Genomic DNA, 17,106 nt, shown 5'->3' on the forward strand with positions numbered 1-17,106 from the left:
AAGACCCCGGGGGGAACGGCCTCAGCCGTTCCCCCCGGGGTCTTCCGTACCCGGGGGTGCCGGGGTTACTTCTTGCCTTCGGCTGCCTTCGCCAGGAGCGGAGCCAGCTCCTCGACGACCCAGGACGCGCTGAGCGCGTCGGGGTAGGCGATGGAGGAGGACAGGAGGTTGTCCGACGGGATCACGGTGAAGTTGCCGCCGCGCACCGCGTCGAGGGACTTGAACAGCTTGTTGTTCTCCAGTTCGGAGGCGCTGAGCAGGCCCTCGTCCCCGAAGGGGTAGGTGACCAGGAGGATGTCCGCCTCCAGCTGGTCGATGTTCTCCAGGCTGACCCCGTTCTTGGTGGCGGTGTAGTTCTTCGCCTTGTCGGTCTTGCGCAGACCCAGTTCCTCGAAGACGCCGGGGTCCTGCTCCGCGTAGGACATGAAGGTCAACTGCTCGGGGTGGACCACGGCGTAGGTGTAGGTCTTGCCCTTGAGCACCGAATGGGTCTTCGCCGCGTCCTTGATCGCCGCGCGGTTGGCCGCGATGACCTTCTCCGCCTCGCCGGTGAGCCCCAGCGCCTTGGCCGCGGTGGTCAGTCGCTCCTGCCAGGTGAGGGTGTCGGCGTGCTTCTTGTCGGTGAAGGTGACGACGGGGGCGATGGGCTTGAGCTTCGCGTGGTCCGCGTCCATGTCCCAGGTGTTCATGCCGAGGATGATGTCGGGGTCGGCCGCCGCGATGGCCTCGTAGTCCGTGCCGTCGGAGTCGTCGTACGTCTCCAGCTTGTCGACGCCGAGCTTGTCCAGCGCCCGCTGCTTGTACTCGCCGACGGGGTCGCCGTCCTCCACGTCCGGGGTGATCACCGGGACGAGGCCGAGGGCCAGGGCGATGGAGGTGTCCCCGTCGGAGACGGTCGCGACCCGCACGGGACGCTCCTTGACCTCGCCGGGGCCCCACGCGCTGGTGAGCTTCACCGGGAAGCCCTGGTCGCCGGCGGCGGCAGAACCCTTGGCACCGTCCGCCTTGTCGTCGTCGCCGGAGCTGCCGCAGCCGGTGACCAGGGCGAGGGCGGTCGCGGAGGCGAGCAGCAGCCGGACGGCGCCACGGCGGCGCAGCGGGCTGGTCGGGCGGTTCATGATGTCTCCTGAGGGTGAACGGTGAGAACGGTGGAGCTGTCCCCGGTGGGCCGGGCGCCGATGTGGCGTCCCAGCGGGAAGATCTGTGGCCGCGCCGACCGGGGGTGGGGCACGACGACGCACGGCATGCCGAACACCTCGGCGACGGTCTCTTCGGTCAGGACCTCTTCCGGGGTGCCCTGCCGGACGATCCGTCCGTCGCGCATCGCGACGATGGACGAGGCGTACAGGGCGGCCTGGTTGAGGTCGTGGGAGACGAGGACGATGGTCTTGCCGGTGCGCTCGTTGAGGTCGGCCAGCAGGTCCATCACCTCGATCTGGTGGGCGATGTCGAGGTAGGTGGTGGGTTCGTCGAGGAGCAGGGTGGGGGTGTCCTGGGCCAGTGCCAGGGCGATCCACACGCGCTGGCGCTGGCCGCCGGACAGTTCCTCGACGGGACGGTCGATCAGCTCGGCGGTGCCGGTGGCGGCGAGGGCGTCGGCGATGACGACCTCGTCGGCTTCGGTGCGCCGCTGGCCGAACCTGCGGTGCGGATGGCGTCCGCGCCAGACCAGGTCGCCCACCGTGATGCTCTCGGGGGCCAGCGGTGCCTGCGGCAGGATGCCGAGGCTGCGGGCGATGTCCCGGGTGGACATGGTGTGCAGGTCGGCGCCGTCGAGGAGCACCGATCCGCCGGCCAGCGGCAGCAGCCGGGCGATGGACTTCAGCAGGGTGGACTTGCCGCAGGCGTTGGGGCCGACGAGCGCGGTGATCTGTCCCTCGGCGATCCGCAGGGACAGCTCCCGGATGATCAGCGACTTGCTGTAGCCGGCACTGACCGCGCGGGCTTCGAGCCGGGGCTCCTGGAGTTTCTCGGTGGTCACGTGACGGCTTTCTGCCTGCGCCGAAGGATCAGCCAGACGAAGTAGGGCGCGCCGATCAGCGCGGTGAGGGCCCCGGTGGGCACCGGGCTGATGAGGGGGGCGTTGCGGGCGAGGACGTCGGCGGCGAGCACGATGACCGCGCCGACGAGGGGCGCGAGGCCCAGGGAACGATCGGCGCCGACGAGTCGGACCGCGAGCGGACCGCTGATGAGGGACACGAAGCCGATCGGTCCGACGACGCTGGTTGCGAGTGCCGCGGCGGCGGCCCCCAGCAGCAGTGCGGCGACCCTGGCCCAGGAGACCCGGGTGCCCAGTCCGGTCGCGAGCCCGTCGCCGAGGTCCATGGCGTAGAGCGGACGGGACAGCAGCGCGGCGCACAGGACACAGCCCACCAGGGCGGCGGCGAGGGTGCCGACGCCGTCCCAGGTGACGTCGTTGACGCTGCCGACGAGCCAGCGCAGGGCGACGGCGATGCTGTGCTGGTCGGCGACGGTGAACAGGTAGTTGGTGTAGGCGGTGCAGACGCCGCTCAGTCCGATGCCGACGAGGACGAGCCGGTAGGTGTCGATGCCGCCGCGCCAGCTGAGGAGGTGCACGAGGCCCACCACCAGGAACGATCCGGCGATCGCGGCGAGCGGCGCCCCGTACGGCAGGGCGGGTGCGAACAGCAGCACGGTGGTGGCCCCGGCTCCGGCGCCCGCCGAGATACCGACGATGTCGGGGGTGGCCAGCGGGTTGCGGACGAGCCGCTGGTACAGCACTCCGGAGAGGCCGAACAGGGCGCCGGAGAGCATCGCCGCCAGGGCCCGGGGCACCCGGTTCTGGAAGATCACGTAGTCGGCGAGCCCGGTGCGCATCCCGAACGCGGCGGGCAGGACGTCGACGGTGTCGATCCGTCCGATGCCGCCCAGCAGGACGGAGGCGCTGAGGAGGGCGACCATCCCGGCGACCAGGGCGGCGCAGATGGTGGCCAGGCGCCGGCCCTGGAGCCGGTGGGCGGTGCGGAGCGCGGCGACGGTGGCGGTGTTGTCCGTCGGTTTCGCGGGCGGGGCCGCGGTCGGCTCGACGGTGACGGTGGCGGCGGTGGGCGAGTGCGTCACGGCGGTCACACCCTGACCAGGTCGCGGCGGCGGGCCAGCCAGATGAAGAACGGGGTACCGACGGCCGCGGTCATCACGGCGACCTGGATCTCGCCGTGGTCGATGATCAGGCGCCCCGCGGTGTCGGCGGTCAGCAGCAGGATCGAGCCGAGGGCCATCGACAGCGGGAGCGACCAGCGGTGGTCGGCGCCGACGAGCAGCCGGGCGCAGTGCGCGGCGGCGAGACCGACGAAGGCGACCGGTCCGACGGCGGCGGTGGCGGCGGCGCAGAGCAGGACGGCGATGGCGGCGGAGGCCAGTCGGGCGCGTTCGACGCGCACGCCGAGTCCGCGGGCGGCGTCGTCGCCCATGCCGAGGATGTTGAGGGTGCGGCCGAGGGGCAGCGCCAGGAGGAGTCCGACGATCGCGAACGGGGCGATCTCGTCGAGGACCTTGGCGCGTCCGGTGAGCTGGCCCACGGACCAGAACCGCAGATGGGCGAAGACGGCCTCGTCACGGACGACCAGCAGGGTGATCAGCGAGGACATCACGGCGGCGACGGCCACGCCGGCGAGCACCAGCCCGAGGGTGGAGCCACCGGTGTTGCTGCGGGTGCCGATCAGGTAGACCAGGGTGGCGGTGAGTGCCGCTCCGACGAGCGCCAGCCAGAAGTACGCGGTGACTCCGGTGATGTCGAGGAAGAGGATGCCGACGACGACGGTCATGGCGGCGCCCTGCTCGATGCCGAGGATTCCGGGGTCGGCGAGCGGGTTGAGGGTGAGCGCCTGCATGATCAGCCCGGAGGCTCCGAGCGCGGCGCCCACGGCGAGGCCCAGGAACGTCCGGGGTACGCGTTCGGTCCACAGGACGTGCGCGTTGTAGGCGCCGCCGTCCGGGTCCAGCAGGATGCGGACGACCTCCGGTGGGGAGATGGAGCGCGCTCCTAGTCCAATACTGGCCACGGTCACGGCGACCAGCGCGAGGACGGCGCACACCAGCACGGCAGTACCGCGCGAGGAGCGGGTCCTTGCCGGTGAAGGGGGTGTTGTCGCCCTCGGAAGGGTGTCTGTCATGGATGTTCCTCGGGCTTCTCACCTGGGCAAGCGTCGACTTAGGTTACCCTTACCTACCCGAAGGGTGGTCCAATGTCGGGGCCACATCACTCACAACCAGGGGTCAACCGGACCCGAGACACGGGAGGGCCGTTGCACTGGGAGAGGACCGCAGACGTGACCGGAAACAGTCCCTTGACCCCGGACACCGCCCTCGGGGACGACGACTTCATCGCCGCCGGGGGGCACCCGACGCACGCCCATGACTTCCATCAGTTCCTGTACGTGCCGGTGGGCGGGATCGTGGTGCACGCGCAGGGCCGCGACCACGAACTGTCCGCGTCGGTGGCCCTGTGGGTCCCGGCGTGGCTGCCGCACAGCGCCCGGTTCGGCAGCGAATCGGTGATCGTCGTGGAGACCTTCGACCCCGACGACCACCTGCTGCCGTACACCGCCGCCACCCCGGTGAACGTCACCGATGCGCAGCGGCGGCTGCTGCTCGGGCGGATGCGCAGTTCGGACCCGTCGGAGAACGACCCGGCCGTCTTCGCGGCGCTGTCCGCGGGGCATCGCGACTGCCTGCCGCTGCCGCAGCCGACGAGTCAGGCGGCGCGCAGCGTGGCGCTGGCGCTCGGGCGGGAGCCGGGCGATCCCCGGACGGCGACCGAATGGGCGGAGGAGCTGTACACCAGTTCCACGAGTCTGCGTCGGGCGTTCCGCACCGAGACGGGGCTCGCGTTCTCGGAGTGGCGGACCCGGCTCCGGCTGAACCACTCGCTGCCGCTGCTGGCGCAGGGCCAGTTGGTGAGCGCGGTCGCGGCCCGGGTCGGCTTCGTCAGCACCAACGGCTACATCCTCGCGTTCCGCCGGCACTTCGGGCGGACTCCGGGCGCGTACGTCCGCGAGGCGGAGGGGTCCCGAGCGCCGGCCGCGTGACGCGACGGCGGCCCGACCGCCGCAGCGAAGAGCCCCGTGACCTCAGGTCACGGGGCTCTTCGCTGAGCACTGGCTCCGGCTCCGGCTCCGGCATGCCGGTACCGCTCAGCGCGGGCGGTACGACGTGCGGCCGGGGGCGACTACTTGGTGAGGGCGGCTTCCAGCTCGTCCAGGATGTTGCCGGCACCGGTGTAGCCGATCGCCTGGATCCACAGCTCGTCCTTGACGACGTGGACGTTGCCCTTCTTGACGGCGTCCATGTTCTTCCACAGCGGGCTGCCGAGCACCTGGGTGGCCTTGGCCTTGTCCGGGTCACCGATGGTGGAGTGGAAGATGACGTCCGTGTCGGCCATGTCGATCTTCTCGGGGCTCACGTTCAGCATGAAGCCGTCCACGGCCTTCGCCGTGACGGCCGGACGGCCGAGGCCGACGTCCTTGAAGATCGTGCCGAGGTAGTTCTCCTTGCCGTAGATGCGGATGTCCGCACCCTCGACGAAGCGGACCATGTTGACCTCGATGGCGGCGGCCTTGTCCTTGCCACCGAGCGCGGTGGTGACCTCGGCGGTGCGCGCCTGGTACCCGGCGACCGCCTTCTGCGCCTCGGTCTTCTTGCCCAGCGCATCGGCGTGCACCAGGAAGTTCTCCTTCCACGGCAGACCCGTGGACTCGGTCATCACGGTCGGCGCGATGGCCTTGAGCTCTTCGTACTTGTCGCCGTGACGGAGCTTGCTGGTGAGGATCAGGTCCGGCTTGAGGGCCGCGATGGCCTCCAGGTTCGGAGTGGTCATCTCACCGACGATCTTGACGCCGTCGACCTTGTCCGCCGGGATGTGGGACGGGAACCCGGTCTTGGAGTCGGTGCGGGTGGCGCCGACCGGCTTCACGCCGAGGGTGATCACCGAGTCGAGCTCGGCGGTGTCGAGGGTGACGACCCGCTGGGGCTCGGCCTTGACCTTGACGTCGCCCATGACCGTCTTGAGCGTGCGCTCCGGCGCGGTCGCCGCGGACTCCTTGCCGCCTTCGCTCTTCTTGTCCCCGTCCGAGTCGGAACCGCACGCGGTCAGGGCGAGGGCTCCGGCGACGGCGGAGGCGAGGGCGATGCTCACGCGGCGGGATGCGGTCATGGCGGTCATGGTTCTTCTGCTTTCAAGTACGGGAGCCTGGGGAGGCGAACACGCACAGCATAGTTCGGTAAGGCTTAGCTAAGTCTATGTGGATCTCGTCTCATGGGACCCGGAGGGTCCGTCCGCACGACACCCCGCCCACCTGTGCCCCTCGTACCGCATCCACCACTCCCGCCCAACACGCGCGCCCCGCAAGGACGTTCCGCGCCGGGCCGGGCTAACGCCCGTTCACCGGGGGCGGGCCGGCCAGCGCCACCGTCGCCTGGACGAGCCGGTCCAACATTCCCCGGGTCTGCGGACCGGGCACGGCCTCACCCCGGATCAGATGACTCACCGACACCCCGTCCAGCCCGGCGAGGAGGAAGGCCGCGAGCTCTTCGGGCGGCACCGCGTAGGACCGGCCGGTGCGACGTCCCGTCTCGATCAGGGCGTCGGTCGCGATCTCGGCGATGTCCCGGTAGTGCCGCTCCACCACCTCCCGCAGCTCCGTGCTGCGCAGGGAGAGGGTGATCAACTCGAACCACACGAGGTTCAGCTCCGGCTGGTCGTTCATGTCGATCCAGTACGCCTCGGCGGTGGCCCGCAGGGCCTCCTCCAGGCTGGTCGCCCGCGCCACGGCCCGCTGGGCTCCGACGACGAGTTCCCCGGACAGCGATTCCAGCACCGCCCGGTACAGGTCCGCCTTGGTGCCGAAGGTGTAGTGCACGGTCGCCTGGGCGACCCCGAGTTCGGCCGCGATCGCCCGGGTGGACCCCGCGGCCACCCCTTCGCGAGCCATGAGTTCGATGGCCGCGGCAATCAGCTGGGGTCGACGCTCGGCGGCGGTCACATGAGCCATACAAGCCACTATAGCGACATAGTCCAACGTCCACGTCGATCGACTTTGTCACCTGACCAAGTCATGCGTATGGTGGAACGGCGCCGCAGACCGCGCAGAACGTCTTGGGCCGTGCAGACCGCACAGACGCCGCAGACCACCGAGGACCACTGAGGGGCCAGGTCAATGAACCCGACAGCACTCCGCCGCGCCGCGGGCACCTCCACCGTTCCCGAGCGCACCTCCCTTCCCTTCTTCGGACACGCCCTGAGGGTGCCGACCGACACCTTCACCCAGTGGGCGATGCGCGAGGCGCGGGCCCTGGGCCCGATCTTCAACATCCGCGTGTTCGACGAGGACACCCTGATCGTGTCGGGCGGCGAACTGGTCGCCGAGGTCTGCGACGAGAGCAGGTTCCGCAAGTCGGCGGCGCCCCTGGTGACCGTCCGGGAGTTCGCCGGCGACGGGCTCTTCACCGCGTTCGGCGACGAGCCCAACTGGCGCAAGGCGCACAACATCCTGCTGCCCGCGTTCTCGTTCCACGCGCTGCGCGCCTACCACCCGACGATGGTGGAGGTCGCCCGGCGGCTGCTCGCCAAGTGGGACGCGCACGAGGGGCGGACCGTCGACGTCGCCGAGGACATGACCCGGCTCACCCTGGACACCATCGGACTGTGCGGTTTCGGCTTCGACTTCGCCTGCTTCACGCGCACCGAACCGCACCCGTTCATCGCCTCGATGGTCCGCGCACTGGACCACGCGCAGAGGAAGACCGGCTTCTTCCCCGGCCTCGACCTGCTGTACGCCAACGCCGAGAAGCGCCAGCGGGCCGACGTCCTCGCCATGAACCGCCTCGCCGACGACATCGTGCGCCGTCGCCGGGCCGCCCACGACCCGAACGGCGAGGTGGCCGGGGACGGGCCGGCCGACCTGCTGTCCCTGATGCTGCACGCCCGGGACAAGGAGACGGGCGAGCGCCTGGACGACACCAACATCCGCTACCAGCTGCTCACCTTCCTCATCGCGGGCCACGAGACCACCAGCGGAGCGCTCTCCTTCGCGCTGCACTACCTGTTGAAGAACCCCGCGGTGCTCGCCGCGGCGCAGGCCGAGACGGACGCGCTGTGGGGCGACGCCGCCGACCCGGACCCGTCGTACGAGGACGTGGGCCGACTGCGGTACCTGCGGCAGGTCCTCAACGAGAGCCTGCGACTGTGGCCCACGGCACCCGCCTTCGCCGTGGAACCCCTGGCGGACACCGTCATCGCAGGCCGCTACCCGGTCCGCGCGGGGCAGGTCGTCATGGTCCTCACCCCGATGCTGCACCGCGCCCCGGGCTGGGGCGACAACCCCGAACTCTTCGACCCGGCACGCTTCGCCCCCGAGGCCGTGGACGGCCGACCCGGCCACCTCTACAAGCCCTTCGGCAACGGCGAACGCTCCTGCATCGGCCGCCAGTTCGCGTTGCACGAGGCGACGCTCCTGCTGGGCCTGATCGTGCACCGCTACCGTCTGCTCGACCGGGACGGCTACCAGCTGAAGGTCAAGGAGACCCTGACCCTCAAGCCGGACGGCTTCAGGCTCGCCCCCGTGCGACGCGGCACCGCCGACCGACACCCGCTCGCCGCCCCGGCCCCAGCCCCGGCTGCGAGCACACCCGGCACCGCACCCGGCACCACGTCCCGTGCCACGGACGACGGCCCGACCGCGCCCGACGGGCTGCGCGCCCCGGGCACCACCCTCACCGTGCTGTACGGCTCCAACCTCGGTACGTCCCGCCAGATCGCCGCGGACCTCGCCGACGAGGGCACCCGACACGGCTTCGCCACCGCCCTCGCCCCGCTGGACGACGCCGTGCAGGCACTGGACCCGAACGGTCCGGTGCTGATCGTCGCCTCCTCCTACAACGGCCGCCCCACCGACGACGCGGGCCGGTTCGTCGCCTGGTTGGAGGACGGCGGGGCGCCGGCCGGGCTGCCCTACGCGGTCCTCGGGGTCGGCGACCGCAACTGGTCCGCCACCTACCAGCGCGTCCCCACCCTCATCGACGACCGGCTCGCCGCCGCGGGCGGCACCCGACTCCTGGACCGGTACGCCCTCGACGTCTCCACCGACGTGCCGACGGAGGTCGGCACCTGGAGCAACCGGGCGTGGACCGCGCTGCTGGACCGCTACGGCGTGCCCGCCGACGAGGCACCGGGCAGCGCCCCGCCCACCGCCCGGTACACCGTCGAGGACAGCGAGGTCACCGCACCGGCGCTGCCGACCGCCGACGCGCTCGTCCCGTTCGTCGTCGCCGCGAACGACGAACTCGTCGACGTGGGGCACGCCCTGGGCCGTTCCAAGCGGTTCCTGCGCCTCGCACTACCGACCGGCACGCAGTACCGCACCGGTGACCACCTCCTGGTCCGCCCGGTCAACCCCGCGGACCTGGTGGACCGGACGCTCGCGGTCCTCGGCCTCGACCCGGACCGGGTGGTCGTGCTGCGCGCCACCGCGGGCGGCCGGTCCCCGCTACCGGTGGACCGGCCGATGACGGTACGCACCCTGCTCACCCACTTCGTGGAGCTGGAGCGACCCGCCACCGCACGGCAGCTCGCCGCACTGGCCCGGCACGCCCCGTGCCCGCCCGAGCGGACCGCCCTGACGGAGCCCGCCGACCGCGCCGCGGCCTGCCGCGACACGGTGGTGGACCTGCTCGACCGGTTCGCCTCCTGCCGACCCGCACTGGCCGAACTGCTGGACGTGCTGACCCCGATGAACCCGCGCTACTACTCCGTGTCCTCCTCCCCCGCCCGGGCACCCCGCACGGCCGACCTCATGATCGCCGCGCACCCGGCGCCGCACCGCGACGGCGAGGGCACCTTCCTGGGCACCGGCGCCGCGTTCATGGCCTCCTTGCAGCCCGGTGACACCGTGTACGCCCGCATCTCGCCGTGCCGCGAGGCGTTCCGCGTCCCGGCGGACCCGTCGGTCCCGCTGGTCCTCGTCTCCGCGGGCACGGGTCTTGCCCCCTTCCGGGCGGCCGTCGCCGACCGGGCCGACGCGGCGGCCGACGGCGACACCGCGCCGGTGCTCGTCTACTTCGGCTGCGACCACCCCGAGGTGGACTACCTCCACCGCACCGAGTTGGAGTCGGCCGCGGCCGGCGGCGCCGTCAGTCTGCGGCCCGCCTTCTCCCGGGCCCCCGAGAACGGCGCACGGTTCGTCCAGGAGCGCCTGCTGAACGAATCCGCCGAGGTGTGGGAGCTGTTGGAGTCCGGGGCGCACGTCCGGGTCTGCGGTGACGGTCGTGCGATGGCCCCCGCCGTACGGGACGCGCTGTGCGCGGTCCACCGCCGGCACACCGGCTCGTCGCCCGAGGAGGCGGCACGGTGGCTGTCCGGGCTGACGGCCGAGGAGCGGTACGTGGAGGACGTCTGGGCGGGCTGAACCCCGCGGGGCCACCGGAAAAACGGGTGGCCCCCGTTCCCGCGCCGCTGTTACCGTGCCGGAGTGCCCCACCCGTGGGCACCCCGTGGTCGCGCCGAGCGCGCACCGCGGCCCCTCTCCGGGCTCCCCCCGAGCCCTAGAAAAGCGGTGTTGTATGCCCCGGCCCGTGCCGAGCGCGCCTCGTCGAAGCGTGCGCGCGTCCGGCTGCTGACCCCGTTCGGCCCGCCGAACACCACCGGTTGACGCCCGTCGTCCACCGGAGGTTCCGGCGACCTCCGCGCCCGGGGTCCCCCGCCGTGCGCCCCGGTGTTCCGGGTCCCGCCCGCGCCCGTCCGTACCCTCGCCGTGCGGTGCCCTCCGGCATCGTGCCGCCCGGGGTGCCCACGGGCCGGCGCCCCCGTCGCACCGACGTCTCCCCACGCTTCCCCGACGCCGCTCGGCGCCTCCTGCTGTCCTCGCCCCATCCCCAGCCAGGAGAACCCAGGGTGTCCACCCTTTCGAACAGTCGCAGCCACGGCCACGGCGACGCCGCGAACCACCAGCCCAGCCCGGTGCTGCGCACCAGCACCTTCACCTGCGTCCGCTGCGGGCTCACCGTCGGCACGCTCGACCCCGCCGGCGCCGTCCGCAACCACTGCCCGAGCTGTCTGCACTCGCAGCACCTCACCGACCACGTGGAGGGCGGCGCCTCCGACTGCGCCTCGCGGATGACACCGATCTCCATCGCCGTGCTGCGCACCGGTGACTGGATGGTCATCCACCGCTGCACCCGTTGCGACGAACTGACCTCCAGCCCCGTCAGCCCCGACGACAACCAGCTCATCCTGATGCGGATGGCCGTCCGACCACTGGCCCAACCCCCGTTCCCGCTCGAAGTCTTCGCCGAGCTGTGACGGTGGGGGAACCCGGTCGACCAGAACCAGGAGGAGGAACCATGCCACGACGGACGAGACGAACGGACGGCGGCACCCCGGGGGGCCGTGAACGGCGACGCGCAGCACGACCCCAGCGCCACAAGGACGTGCTGCACGGCAGGGGCGGGGAGCGCGGGGAGTCGTTCCGCTGCGTGGGCTGCCGCCTGGACGTGCCGCTGCGCGCACCCGGCACCGTCCACCGCAACCACTGCCCGCACTGCCTCGCCAGTCTCCACGTGGACGCGCGGGTCCCGGGCGACCGGGCTTCGCAGTGCCGGGGCCGAATGACCGCCCTCAGTCTGTCGGTACGCGCCGACGGGGAGTGGCTGGTCATCCACCAGTGCCTGTCCTGCGCGGAGTTGAGCGTCAACCGGATCGCCGGGGACGACAACCCGTTGCCCCTGATCCGGCTCGCCACCCGCCCGCTGGGCGATGTGAACGCCCCCGTGCGCGCACTGCTCACGCTCTAGCGCCCGACCCGGACGGCGCCGCCGCACGGCCCTTCAGGGCCGTGCGGTTCGCGGCCGGTCCGCGCCCGCCACCGTCGCCGCGGGGCCGTGACCCCGAGACCGGTGACCGTACCCCCGCACAGAGGGCGCGGTCACCATCGCCGGACGCGGCCCGGCTGCGATACCCGATTGATGTTGACCCATCCATGGGTGATGTTCCACAGGCTCTGCCACCTTTTGCCCTGCCCTGATCAGCTTTTTAGATCGCTTTTGGTGATCCCGCTCTGGAGAAGACCATCCGATGCGTGCCCGCCCCGAGACCGAGGAGCCCCGGCTCCGGCACACCGTCCGAGATCGTGCTGACCGCGGACCCGGGAGCGTCCGTCACGGAGGACGCCCGGTTCTTCGCCCTGGTCCCGGGCACCCGCCGGCTGCACCTGGGGCTGCCCTTGTTGCTCGGACTGGACGAGGCGCAGGTGCGGGCGGTGCTCGCCCTCACCGGCCGGACCGCCAGGCGGGACTGCTCCCGCCGCACGGTGAGGTGTTCGGTGGCTTCGGTGCGCTGCTCGCCGCGCGGGCACCCGAGTTGGCGGCGCTACGGGCCGAGCCGCTGCTGTCCGAACCGTACGACTCGCACCCACCCGTGGCGGACCGGATCGGGCGGATCGAGCAACTCCCCGCGGACGCACCGGGTGACGAGGACGTCCGGCCGGTGAGCGCGCGCCGCAGCAGCCCGTCAACGGGGGCCGAACCGGCCCTCACCCGCGGCGACCAGACCCGTCTCGTAGGCGATGACGACCAATTGCGTGCGGTCGTGCGCCCCGAGCTTCGCCAGCAGCCGTCTGACATGGGTCTTGACGGTGGCGACGCTCACGCCCAGATGGTCGGCGAGGACCGGATTGGGCAGTCCGCGGGCCACCAGGCGCAGGATCTCCACCTCCCTCGGGGTGAGGCCCGACAGGTCCTCCGCGAGCGCCGGGCGCGGCTCGTCCCGTCCGGCGAACTCCCGGATGAGCCGCCGGGTGACCGCGGGGGCGAGCAGGGCGTCACCGGAGGCGACGACCCGGATCGCCGTGAGCAGGTCGGCGGGGAGGATGTCCTTCAGCAGGAAGCCGCTCGCCCCGCCGCGCAGCGCCGCGTACACGTACTCGTCGAGGTCGAAGGTGGTCAGGATCACCACCCGGGTCCCGGCTGCCGCGTGGTGGGCGCAGATCCGACGGGTGGCTTCGAGGCCGTCGACCCCGGGCATCCGGACGTCCATGAGGACGATGTCGGGGAGCAACCGCAGGGTGAGCTCGACGGCTTCCTCACCGGTCACGGCCTCGCCGACCACCGTGAGGTCGGGGACGCTGTCGATGAGCAGTCGGAAGCCCGTCCGCAGCAGGGCCTGATCGTCGGCGATCAGTACGCGCACCGGCCCGCTCATCGCGCGCCCCCGTCCGTGCCGGGCAGTCGGGCGTGGACCCGGAACCCGCCGTCCGCCAACGGCCCGGCGGTGCAGGTGCCGCCGCACATCGTCGCCCGTTCCCGCATCCCGACGAGCCCGTGTCCGCCGCCCGCCCGACGGCCGGTGAACCGCGCGGCCCGGGGCGGCGGCGCGTTGACGATGTCGACGTCGACACCGTCCGGTGCGGTACGGGACACCGTCACCCGACAGTCGGCCGACTCCGCGTGTCGGACCACGTTGGTGAGGGCCTCCTGGACGATCCGGTAGACGGTGAGTCCCGTGGTCGGGAGCAGTTCCACCTCCGGGTCCATCCGCAGGTCCACCCGGGGGCCGGCGGTCGCGACGAGGGCGGGCAGGTCCGCGAGACCGGGCACCGGCCCCAACTGAGCCTCCTCCAGCGGGGTGCGCAGCACCCCGAGCATGTGGCGCATGTCGGCGAGCGCGGTCCGGCCGGCGGCCCCGACCAGGGCGAGGGTCTTCTCGACCTCCCCGGGGTTGGTCGCGGCGACCGCGCGGGCGACCTCGGCCCGTACGGTGATCACCGTCAGGTGGTGCGCCACCATGTCGTGGAGTTCCCGGGCGATGCGCAGCCGTTCGTCGGTGACGGCCTGTCGGGCGAGGACCCGTGCGTGCAGTCGCTGGTCCCGCTGGGCCGTGCCGATCAGCCAGGACACGGTCAGCAGCAGCCCGACGAAGACGATGCCCGAGATCGTCTGGACGGGGGTCGCCGGCCGTATCAGGGTGGTGGTGACGGCGACCGCCGTCAGTGCGCTGACCAGCGCGGTGACGGCGCGGCGGCGGGGCTCCTGGGAGGCCACCGTGTACAGCGCCAACGGCACCACGAGCCATGCCTCCTCCCAGCGGAGGGTCAGTACGGACACGACCGTCCCGGTCAGTACGGCGTACAGCACGGGCAGCGGCCATCGGCGGCGCACCGCGATCGGCAACCAGAGCAGTACGGCCGCCGTGGCGGGGGCCCAGCCGGTCAGTGCCTCGCCCGTCCCGAAGGCGGCGGCGAGCAGGACGGCGGCGCCCGCGTCCACCCACCGCCAGAAGTCCGTGCGCAGCCTCCCCGCCAGCAGGGGGCGGGTCTCCCGTTCGTCCATGGCAGCAGGCTACGCAGCGCGGCGGGGCGGTTCGGTCCGTCCCGAGGACGTGATGCGCACGGCGAAGTCCTCCGTACGGCCGACCCCCGGCGTACCCTCCTGGGCTGACGCCCGGCCGGCGACCGGGGCGTGGAGGGGCCGGTGCTCAACCCAGTCGGGTGCCGCAGTCGCAGCAGAAGCGGGCGCCCGGGTCGCGCGGGGGTCGGCCGCACCCGGCGCAGGGACCGCGGGTGGCCGCCGGGCGGGCCGCACGGCCGGGGCGTCTGCGATGCACGGTGAGGTAGGTGAGCCCGGTCGGGTCGGCGCCGATCCCGCGCGGGGTGCCGCGGGCGATCCACACCACCGTGCCGGGGGTCAACTCCCTTCGCGTGCCGTCGGCCACCAACCAGCCGTCGCCCTCGGTGACGTACAGCAGCACGTCGAGGTCGGGTTCGACGTGCGACGCCACCTCGGCGCCCGGGCCCAACCGGAGGACGTGGGCGTCGAGTTGCCGCGCCCCGGCCACCAGTCGCCACAGCGTCCCGCCCTGCTCCCGCGGAGCCCCGCGGATCAGTTCGGGTACCCGTGCGAGCACTCCGGTCGACGAAGAGGACGTCATGCCTACCACCTCCGGCCAGGACGGGGGACGTTGGCCACGGCGGACCCGGGACCGTGGGGCGACGGGAGACGCGTGCCGCCCGCCCGGTGGTCGAGGTGCCGTGGTGCCCTGCGGTACGTCCGGCGGGCGCCGTCCGTTCAGCGCGCGGCGCCCGCGCTGCCGACGTCCCCACGGGCGCCCGGTCGGTGCGGGTGCTACGCGTCCGGTGCTGCCCGGCCCGGGACGCACCGCAGGGACAGCACCATGGTGAGGCCGCCGCCGGGAGTGTCCTCCGCGGTGAGGATGCCGCCGATCGCCTCGGTGAACCCGCGGGCGACGGCGAGGCCGAGGCCGACCCCGGCGCCGCGCGGGGCGTCCCCGTAGCGTTGGAAGGGTTCGAAGATGCGGTCCTTGGCCTCGTCGGGGACGCCGGGGCCCCGGTCGACGACGCGGATCTCGACGCGGTCGGCCATGGCGCTGGCCGCGACGAGGACCCGGGTGGTGGCCGGGCTGTACTTGACGGCGTTCTCGACGACGTTGGCGACCGCCCGCTCCAGCAGGCCCTTGTCGACGGAGACCATCGGCAGTCGCTGGGGGATGTCGAGCAGGACGCTCGCCTCCGGGTCGGGCAGCCCGCTCAGCGCCATCGGGACGACCTCCTCCAGATCGATCGCCCGGATCAGGGGTTGGACGGTGCCGGTCTGGAGGCGGGACATGTCGAGGAGGTTCCCGACGAGGTTGTCCAGCCGGTCGGCGCCCTCCTCGATCGCGGCCAGCAGTTCCGCCACGTCCTCCTCGGACCAGGCGACGTCGTCGGAGCGCAGCGAGGACACGGCGGCCTTGATCCCGGCGAGCGGGGTGCGCAGGTCGTGGCTGACCGCGGCGAGCAGCGCGGTGCGGATGCGGTTGCCCTCGGCCAGGGCGTGCGCCTGGCCGGCCTCCTCCTGGAGGCGTTGGCGGTCGAGGACGACGGCGGCCTGCGCGGCGAAGGCGGCGAGCACCCGCCGGTCCTCCGCGGGCAGCACCCGCCCGGACAGCGCCAACGCCATGTCGTCCCCGACCGGCATGTCCACCTCGGCGTCCTCGGGCCGGCACACGGGCGCGGGGCCGACGCTGCCGGCGCAGGTCCAGGGGGCGACCTCGTCCTCGCGTTCCAGTAGGGCGACGGATTCCATGGCGAAGGTCTCGCGGACCCGGTCGAGCAGCGCGTCGAGGGAGGTCTCGCCGCGCAGGACGCTACCGGCGAGGAAGGAGAGGATCTCCGACTCGGCGCGCAGCCGGGCCGCCTGGTGGGTGCGGCGGGCCGCCAGGTCCACCACCGAGGCGACCGCCACGGCCACCCCGACGAAGATGACGATGGCGACGATGTTCTTGGGGTCGGCGATGGAGAAGTGGTGGAGGGGAGGAGTGAAGAACCAGTTCAGCAGCAGGGAACCGAAGACGGCGGAAGCCAGCGCGGGCCACAGTCCGCCGAGCAGGGCCGCGCCCACCGTCAGGGTGAGGAACAGCAACATGTCGTTGGCCAGGCCCACTTCGGGGGCGGCGAGGTCGAGCAGCAGGGTGAGCAGGACCGGGCCGAGGATGCCGACGAGCCAGCCGCGGACGACCCTGGTCCGTTCGAGGCGTCCGCCGTGGGCGCCGGGCAGACCGCGGCCCTTGCCCATCTCGTCGTGGGTGACGAGGTGCACGTCGAGGTCGGGTCCGGACTCCCGGGCGACGGTCGCGCTGACGCCGGGGCCGAAGACGTACTGCCACGCCTTGCGGCGCGAGACGCCCAACACGATCTGGGTGGCGTTGACCCCGCGGGCGAACGCCAGGAGCGCGGAGGGCACGTCGTCCCCGATGACGTGGTGGAAGGTGCCGCCGAGGTCCTCCACCAGGGTGCGTTGGACGGTGAGTTCCTTGGGCGAGGCGGCGGTGAGGCCGTCACTGCGGGAGATGTAGACCGCGAGGACCTCACCCCCCGCGCCCTTCTCCGCCAACCGCGCGGCACGCCGTATCAACGTGCGCCCCTCCGGTCCACCGGTCAGTCCCACGACGATGCGTTCGCGCGAACCCCAGATCCGTGAGACGCGGTGTTCGTTGCGGTACTCCTTCAGGTATTCGTCGACGCGGTCGGCGACCCACAACAACGCCAACTCCCGCAACGCCGTCAGGTTCCCCGGCCGGAAGTAGTTCGACAACGCCGCATC

Annotated in this window: 15 protein-coding genes; 5 read left to right on the top strand and 10 right to left on the bottom strand. The window is 72.3% G+C overall.

Going from position 1 to position 17,106, the window contains the following annotated elements; translation table 11 throughout:
- Nucleotides 1-65 precede the first annotated feature (65 nt).
- Genes ACFWIA_RS10350 through ACFWIA_RS10365 form a run of 4 tightly spaced genes read right to left on the bottom strand, consistent with a single transcriptional unit; the run spans nt 66 to nt 4,133 of the window.
- Entirely contained in the window at nt 66-1,118 is a 1,053-nt protein-coding gene (locus ACFWIA_RS10350; RefSeq protein ID WP_387002368.1) for an ABC transporter substrate-binding protein, read from the bottom strand.
- Nucleotides 1,115-1,981: an ABC transporter ATP-binding protein gene (locus tag ACFWIA_RS10355; protein WP_387002370.1), complete on the bottom strand. Its 867-nt coding sequence runs from the start codon at nt 1,979-1,981 to the stop codon at nt 1,115-1,117. The genes ACFWIA_RS10350 and ACFWIA_RS10355 overlap by 4 nt, the downstream gene beginning before the upstream one ends.
- Complete coding sequence (locus ACFWIA_RS10360; protein WP_387002371.1) at nt 1,978-3,081, bottom strand: FecCD family ABC transporter permease; 1,104 nt, start codon at nt 3,079-3,081, stop codon at nt 1,978-1,980. Before ACFWIA_RS10360 ends, ACFWIA_RS10355 begins: the two co-directional genes overlap by 4 nt.
- Nucleotides 3,082-3,086: 5 nt before the next feature.
- On the bottom strand, nt 3,087-4,133 hold the full coding sequence (locus ACFWIA_RS10365; RefSeq protein ID WP_387002373.1) for a FecCD family ABC transporter permease: 1,047 nt from the start codon (nt 4,131-4,133) through the stop codon (nt 3,087-3,089).
- 156 nt (nt 4,134-4,289) lie between these two features.
- Here ACFWIA_RS10365 and ACFWIA_RS10370 point away from each other — a divergent pair, with 156 nt between their 5' ends.
- Entirely contained in the window at nt 4,290-5,048 is a 759-nt protein-coding gene (locus ACFWIA_RS10370; RefSeq protein WP_387002374.1) for an AraC family transcriptional regulator, read from the top strand.
- 140 nt (nt 5,049-5,188) lie between these two features.
- On the opposite strand, the gene ACFWIA_RS10375 is transcribed toward ACFWIA_RS10370, so the two are convergent.
- Both ACFWIA_RS10375 and ACFWIA_RS10380 read right to left on the bottom strand, forming a co-directional pair.
- Complete coding sequence (locus ACFWIA_RS10375; RefSeq protein WP_387002376.1) at nt 5,189-6,181, bottom strand: ABC transporter substrate-binding protein; 993 nt, start codon at nt 6,179-6,181, stop codon at nt 5,189-5,191.
- 208 nt (nt 6,182-6,389) lie between these two features.
- Complete coding sequence (locus tag ACFWIA_RS10380) at nt 6,390-7,010, bottom strand: TetR/AcrR family transcriptional regulator (RefSeq protein WP_387002378.1); 621 nt, start codon at nt 7,008-7,010, stop codon at nt 6,390-6,392.
- Nucleotides 7,011-7,175: 165 nt separating this feature from the next.
- Between ACFWIA_RS10380 and ACFWIA_RS10385 the strand changes: the two genes are divergently transcribed.
- The 4 genes from ACFWIA_RS10385 to ACFWIA_RS10400 all read left to right on the top strand — a co-directional run bounded on the left by ACFWIA_RS10385 (nt 7,176) and on the right by ACFWIA_RS10400 (nt 12,500).
- Nucleotides 7,176-10,421 (top strand): bifunctional cytochrome P450/NADPH--P450 reductase, encoded by a 3,246-nt coding sequence (locus ACFWIA_RS10385; protein WP_387002379.1) that lies wholly within the window; start codon nt 7,176-7,178, stop codon nt 10,419-10,421.
- Between the two features lie 551 nt (nt 10,422-10,972).
- Nucleotides 10,973-11,314: an RNHCP domain-containing protein gene (locus ACFWIA_RS10390; protein WP_387002399.1), complete on the top strand. Its 342-nt coding sequence runs from the start codon at nt 10,973-10,975 to the stop codon at nt 11,312-11,314.
- A gap of 41 nt (nt 11,315-11,355) precedes the next feature.
- Nucleotides 11,356-11,805 carry an RNHCP domain-containing protein gene (locus ACFWIA_RS10395; protein WP_387002380.1) on the top strand — a complete coding sequence of 150 codons (450 nt, stop codon included), beginning with the start codon at nt 11,356-11,358 and terminating at the stop codon, nt 11,803-11,805.
- A gap of 284 nt (nt 11,806-12,089) precedes the next feature.
- On the top strand, nt 12,090-12,500 hold the full coding sequence (locus tag ACFWIA_RS10400; RefSeq protein ID WP_387002382.1) for a hypothetical protein: 411 nt from the start codon (nt 12,090-12,092) through the stop codon (nt 12,498-12,500).
- Nucleotides 12,501-12,520: 20 nt separating this feature from the next.
- Here ACFWIA_RS10400 and ACFWIA_RS10405 read toward each other — a convergent pair whose 3' ends face one another.
- The 4 genes from ACFWIA_RS10405 to ACFWIA_RS10420 all read right to left on the bottom strand — a co-directional run.
- Nucleotides 12,521-13,210 (bottom strand): response regulator, encoded by a 690-nt coding sequence (locus ACFWIA_RS10405; RefSeq protein WP_387002384.1) that lies wholly within the window; start codon nt 13,208-13,210, stop codon nt 12,521-12,523.
- The gene (locus ACFWIA_RS10410; protein ID WP_387002386.1) at nt 13,207-14,337 is read right to left on the bottom strand and encodes a sensor histidine kinase; all 1,131 of its coding nucleotides are present in this window, start codon (nt 14,335-14,337) and stop codon (nt 13,207-13,209) included. The genes ACFWIA_RS10405 and ACFWIA_RS10410 overlap by 4 nt, the downstream gene beginning before the upstream one ends.
- A gap of 145 nt (nt 14,338-14,482) precedes the next feature.
- Complete coding sequence (locus tag ACFWIA_RS10415) at nt 14,483-14,935, bottom strand: cupin domain-containing protein (protein WP_387002388.1); 453 nt, start codon at nt 14,933-14,935, stop codon at nt 14,483-14,485.
- A 194-nt stretch (nt 14,936-15,129) separates the two neighbouring features.
- On the bottom strand, nt 15,130-17,106 hold a 1,977-nt coding region (locus ACFWIA_RS10420), incomplete at its 5' end, for a DUF4118 domain-containing protein (RefSeq protein ID WP_387002390.1).

The sequence above is a fragment of the Streptomyces sp. NPDC127068 genome (assembly GCF_042724695.1).
Lineage (GTDB): Bacteria > Actinomycetota > Actinomycetes > Streptomycetales > Streptomycetaceae > Streptomyces.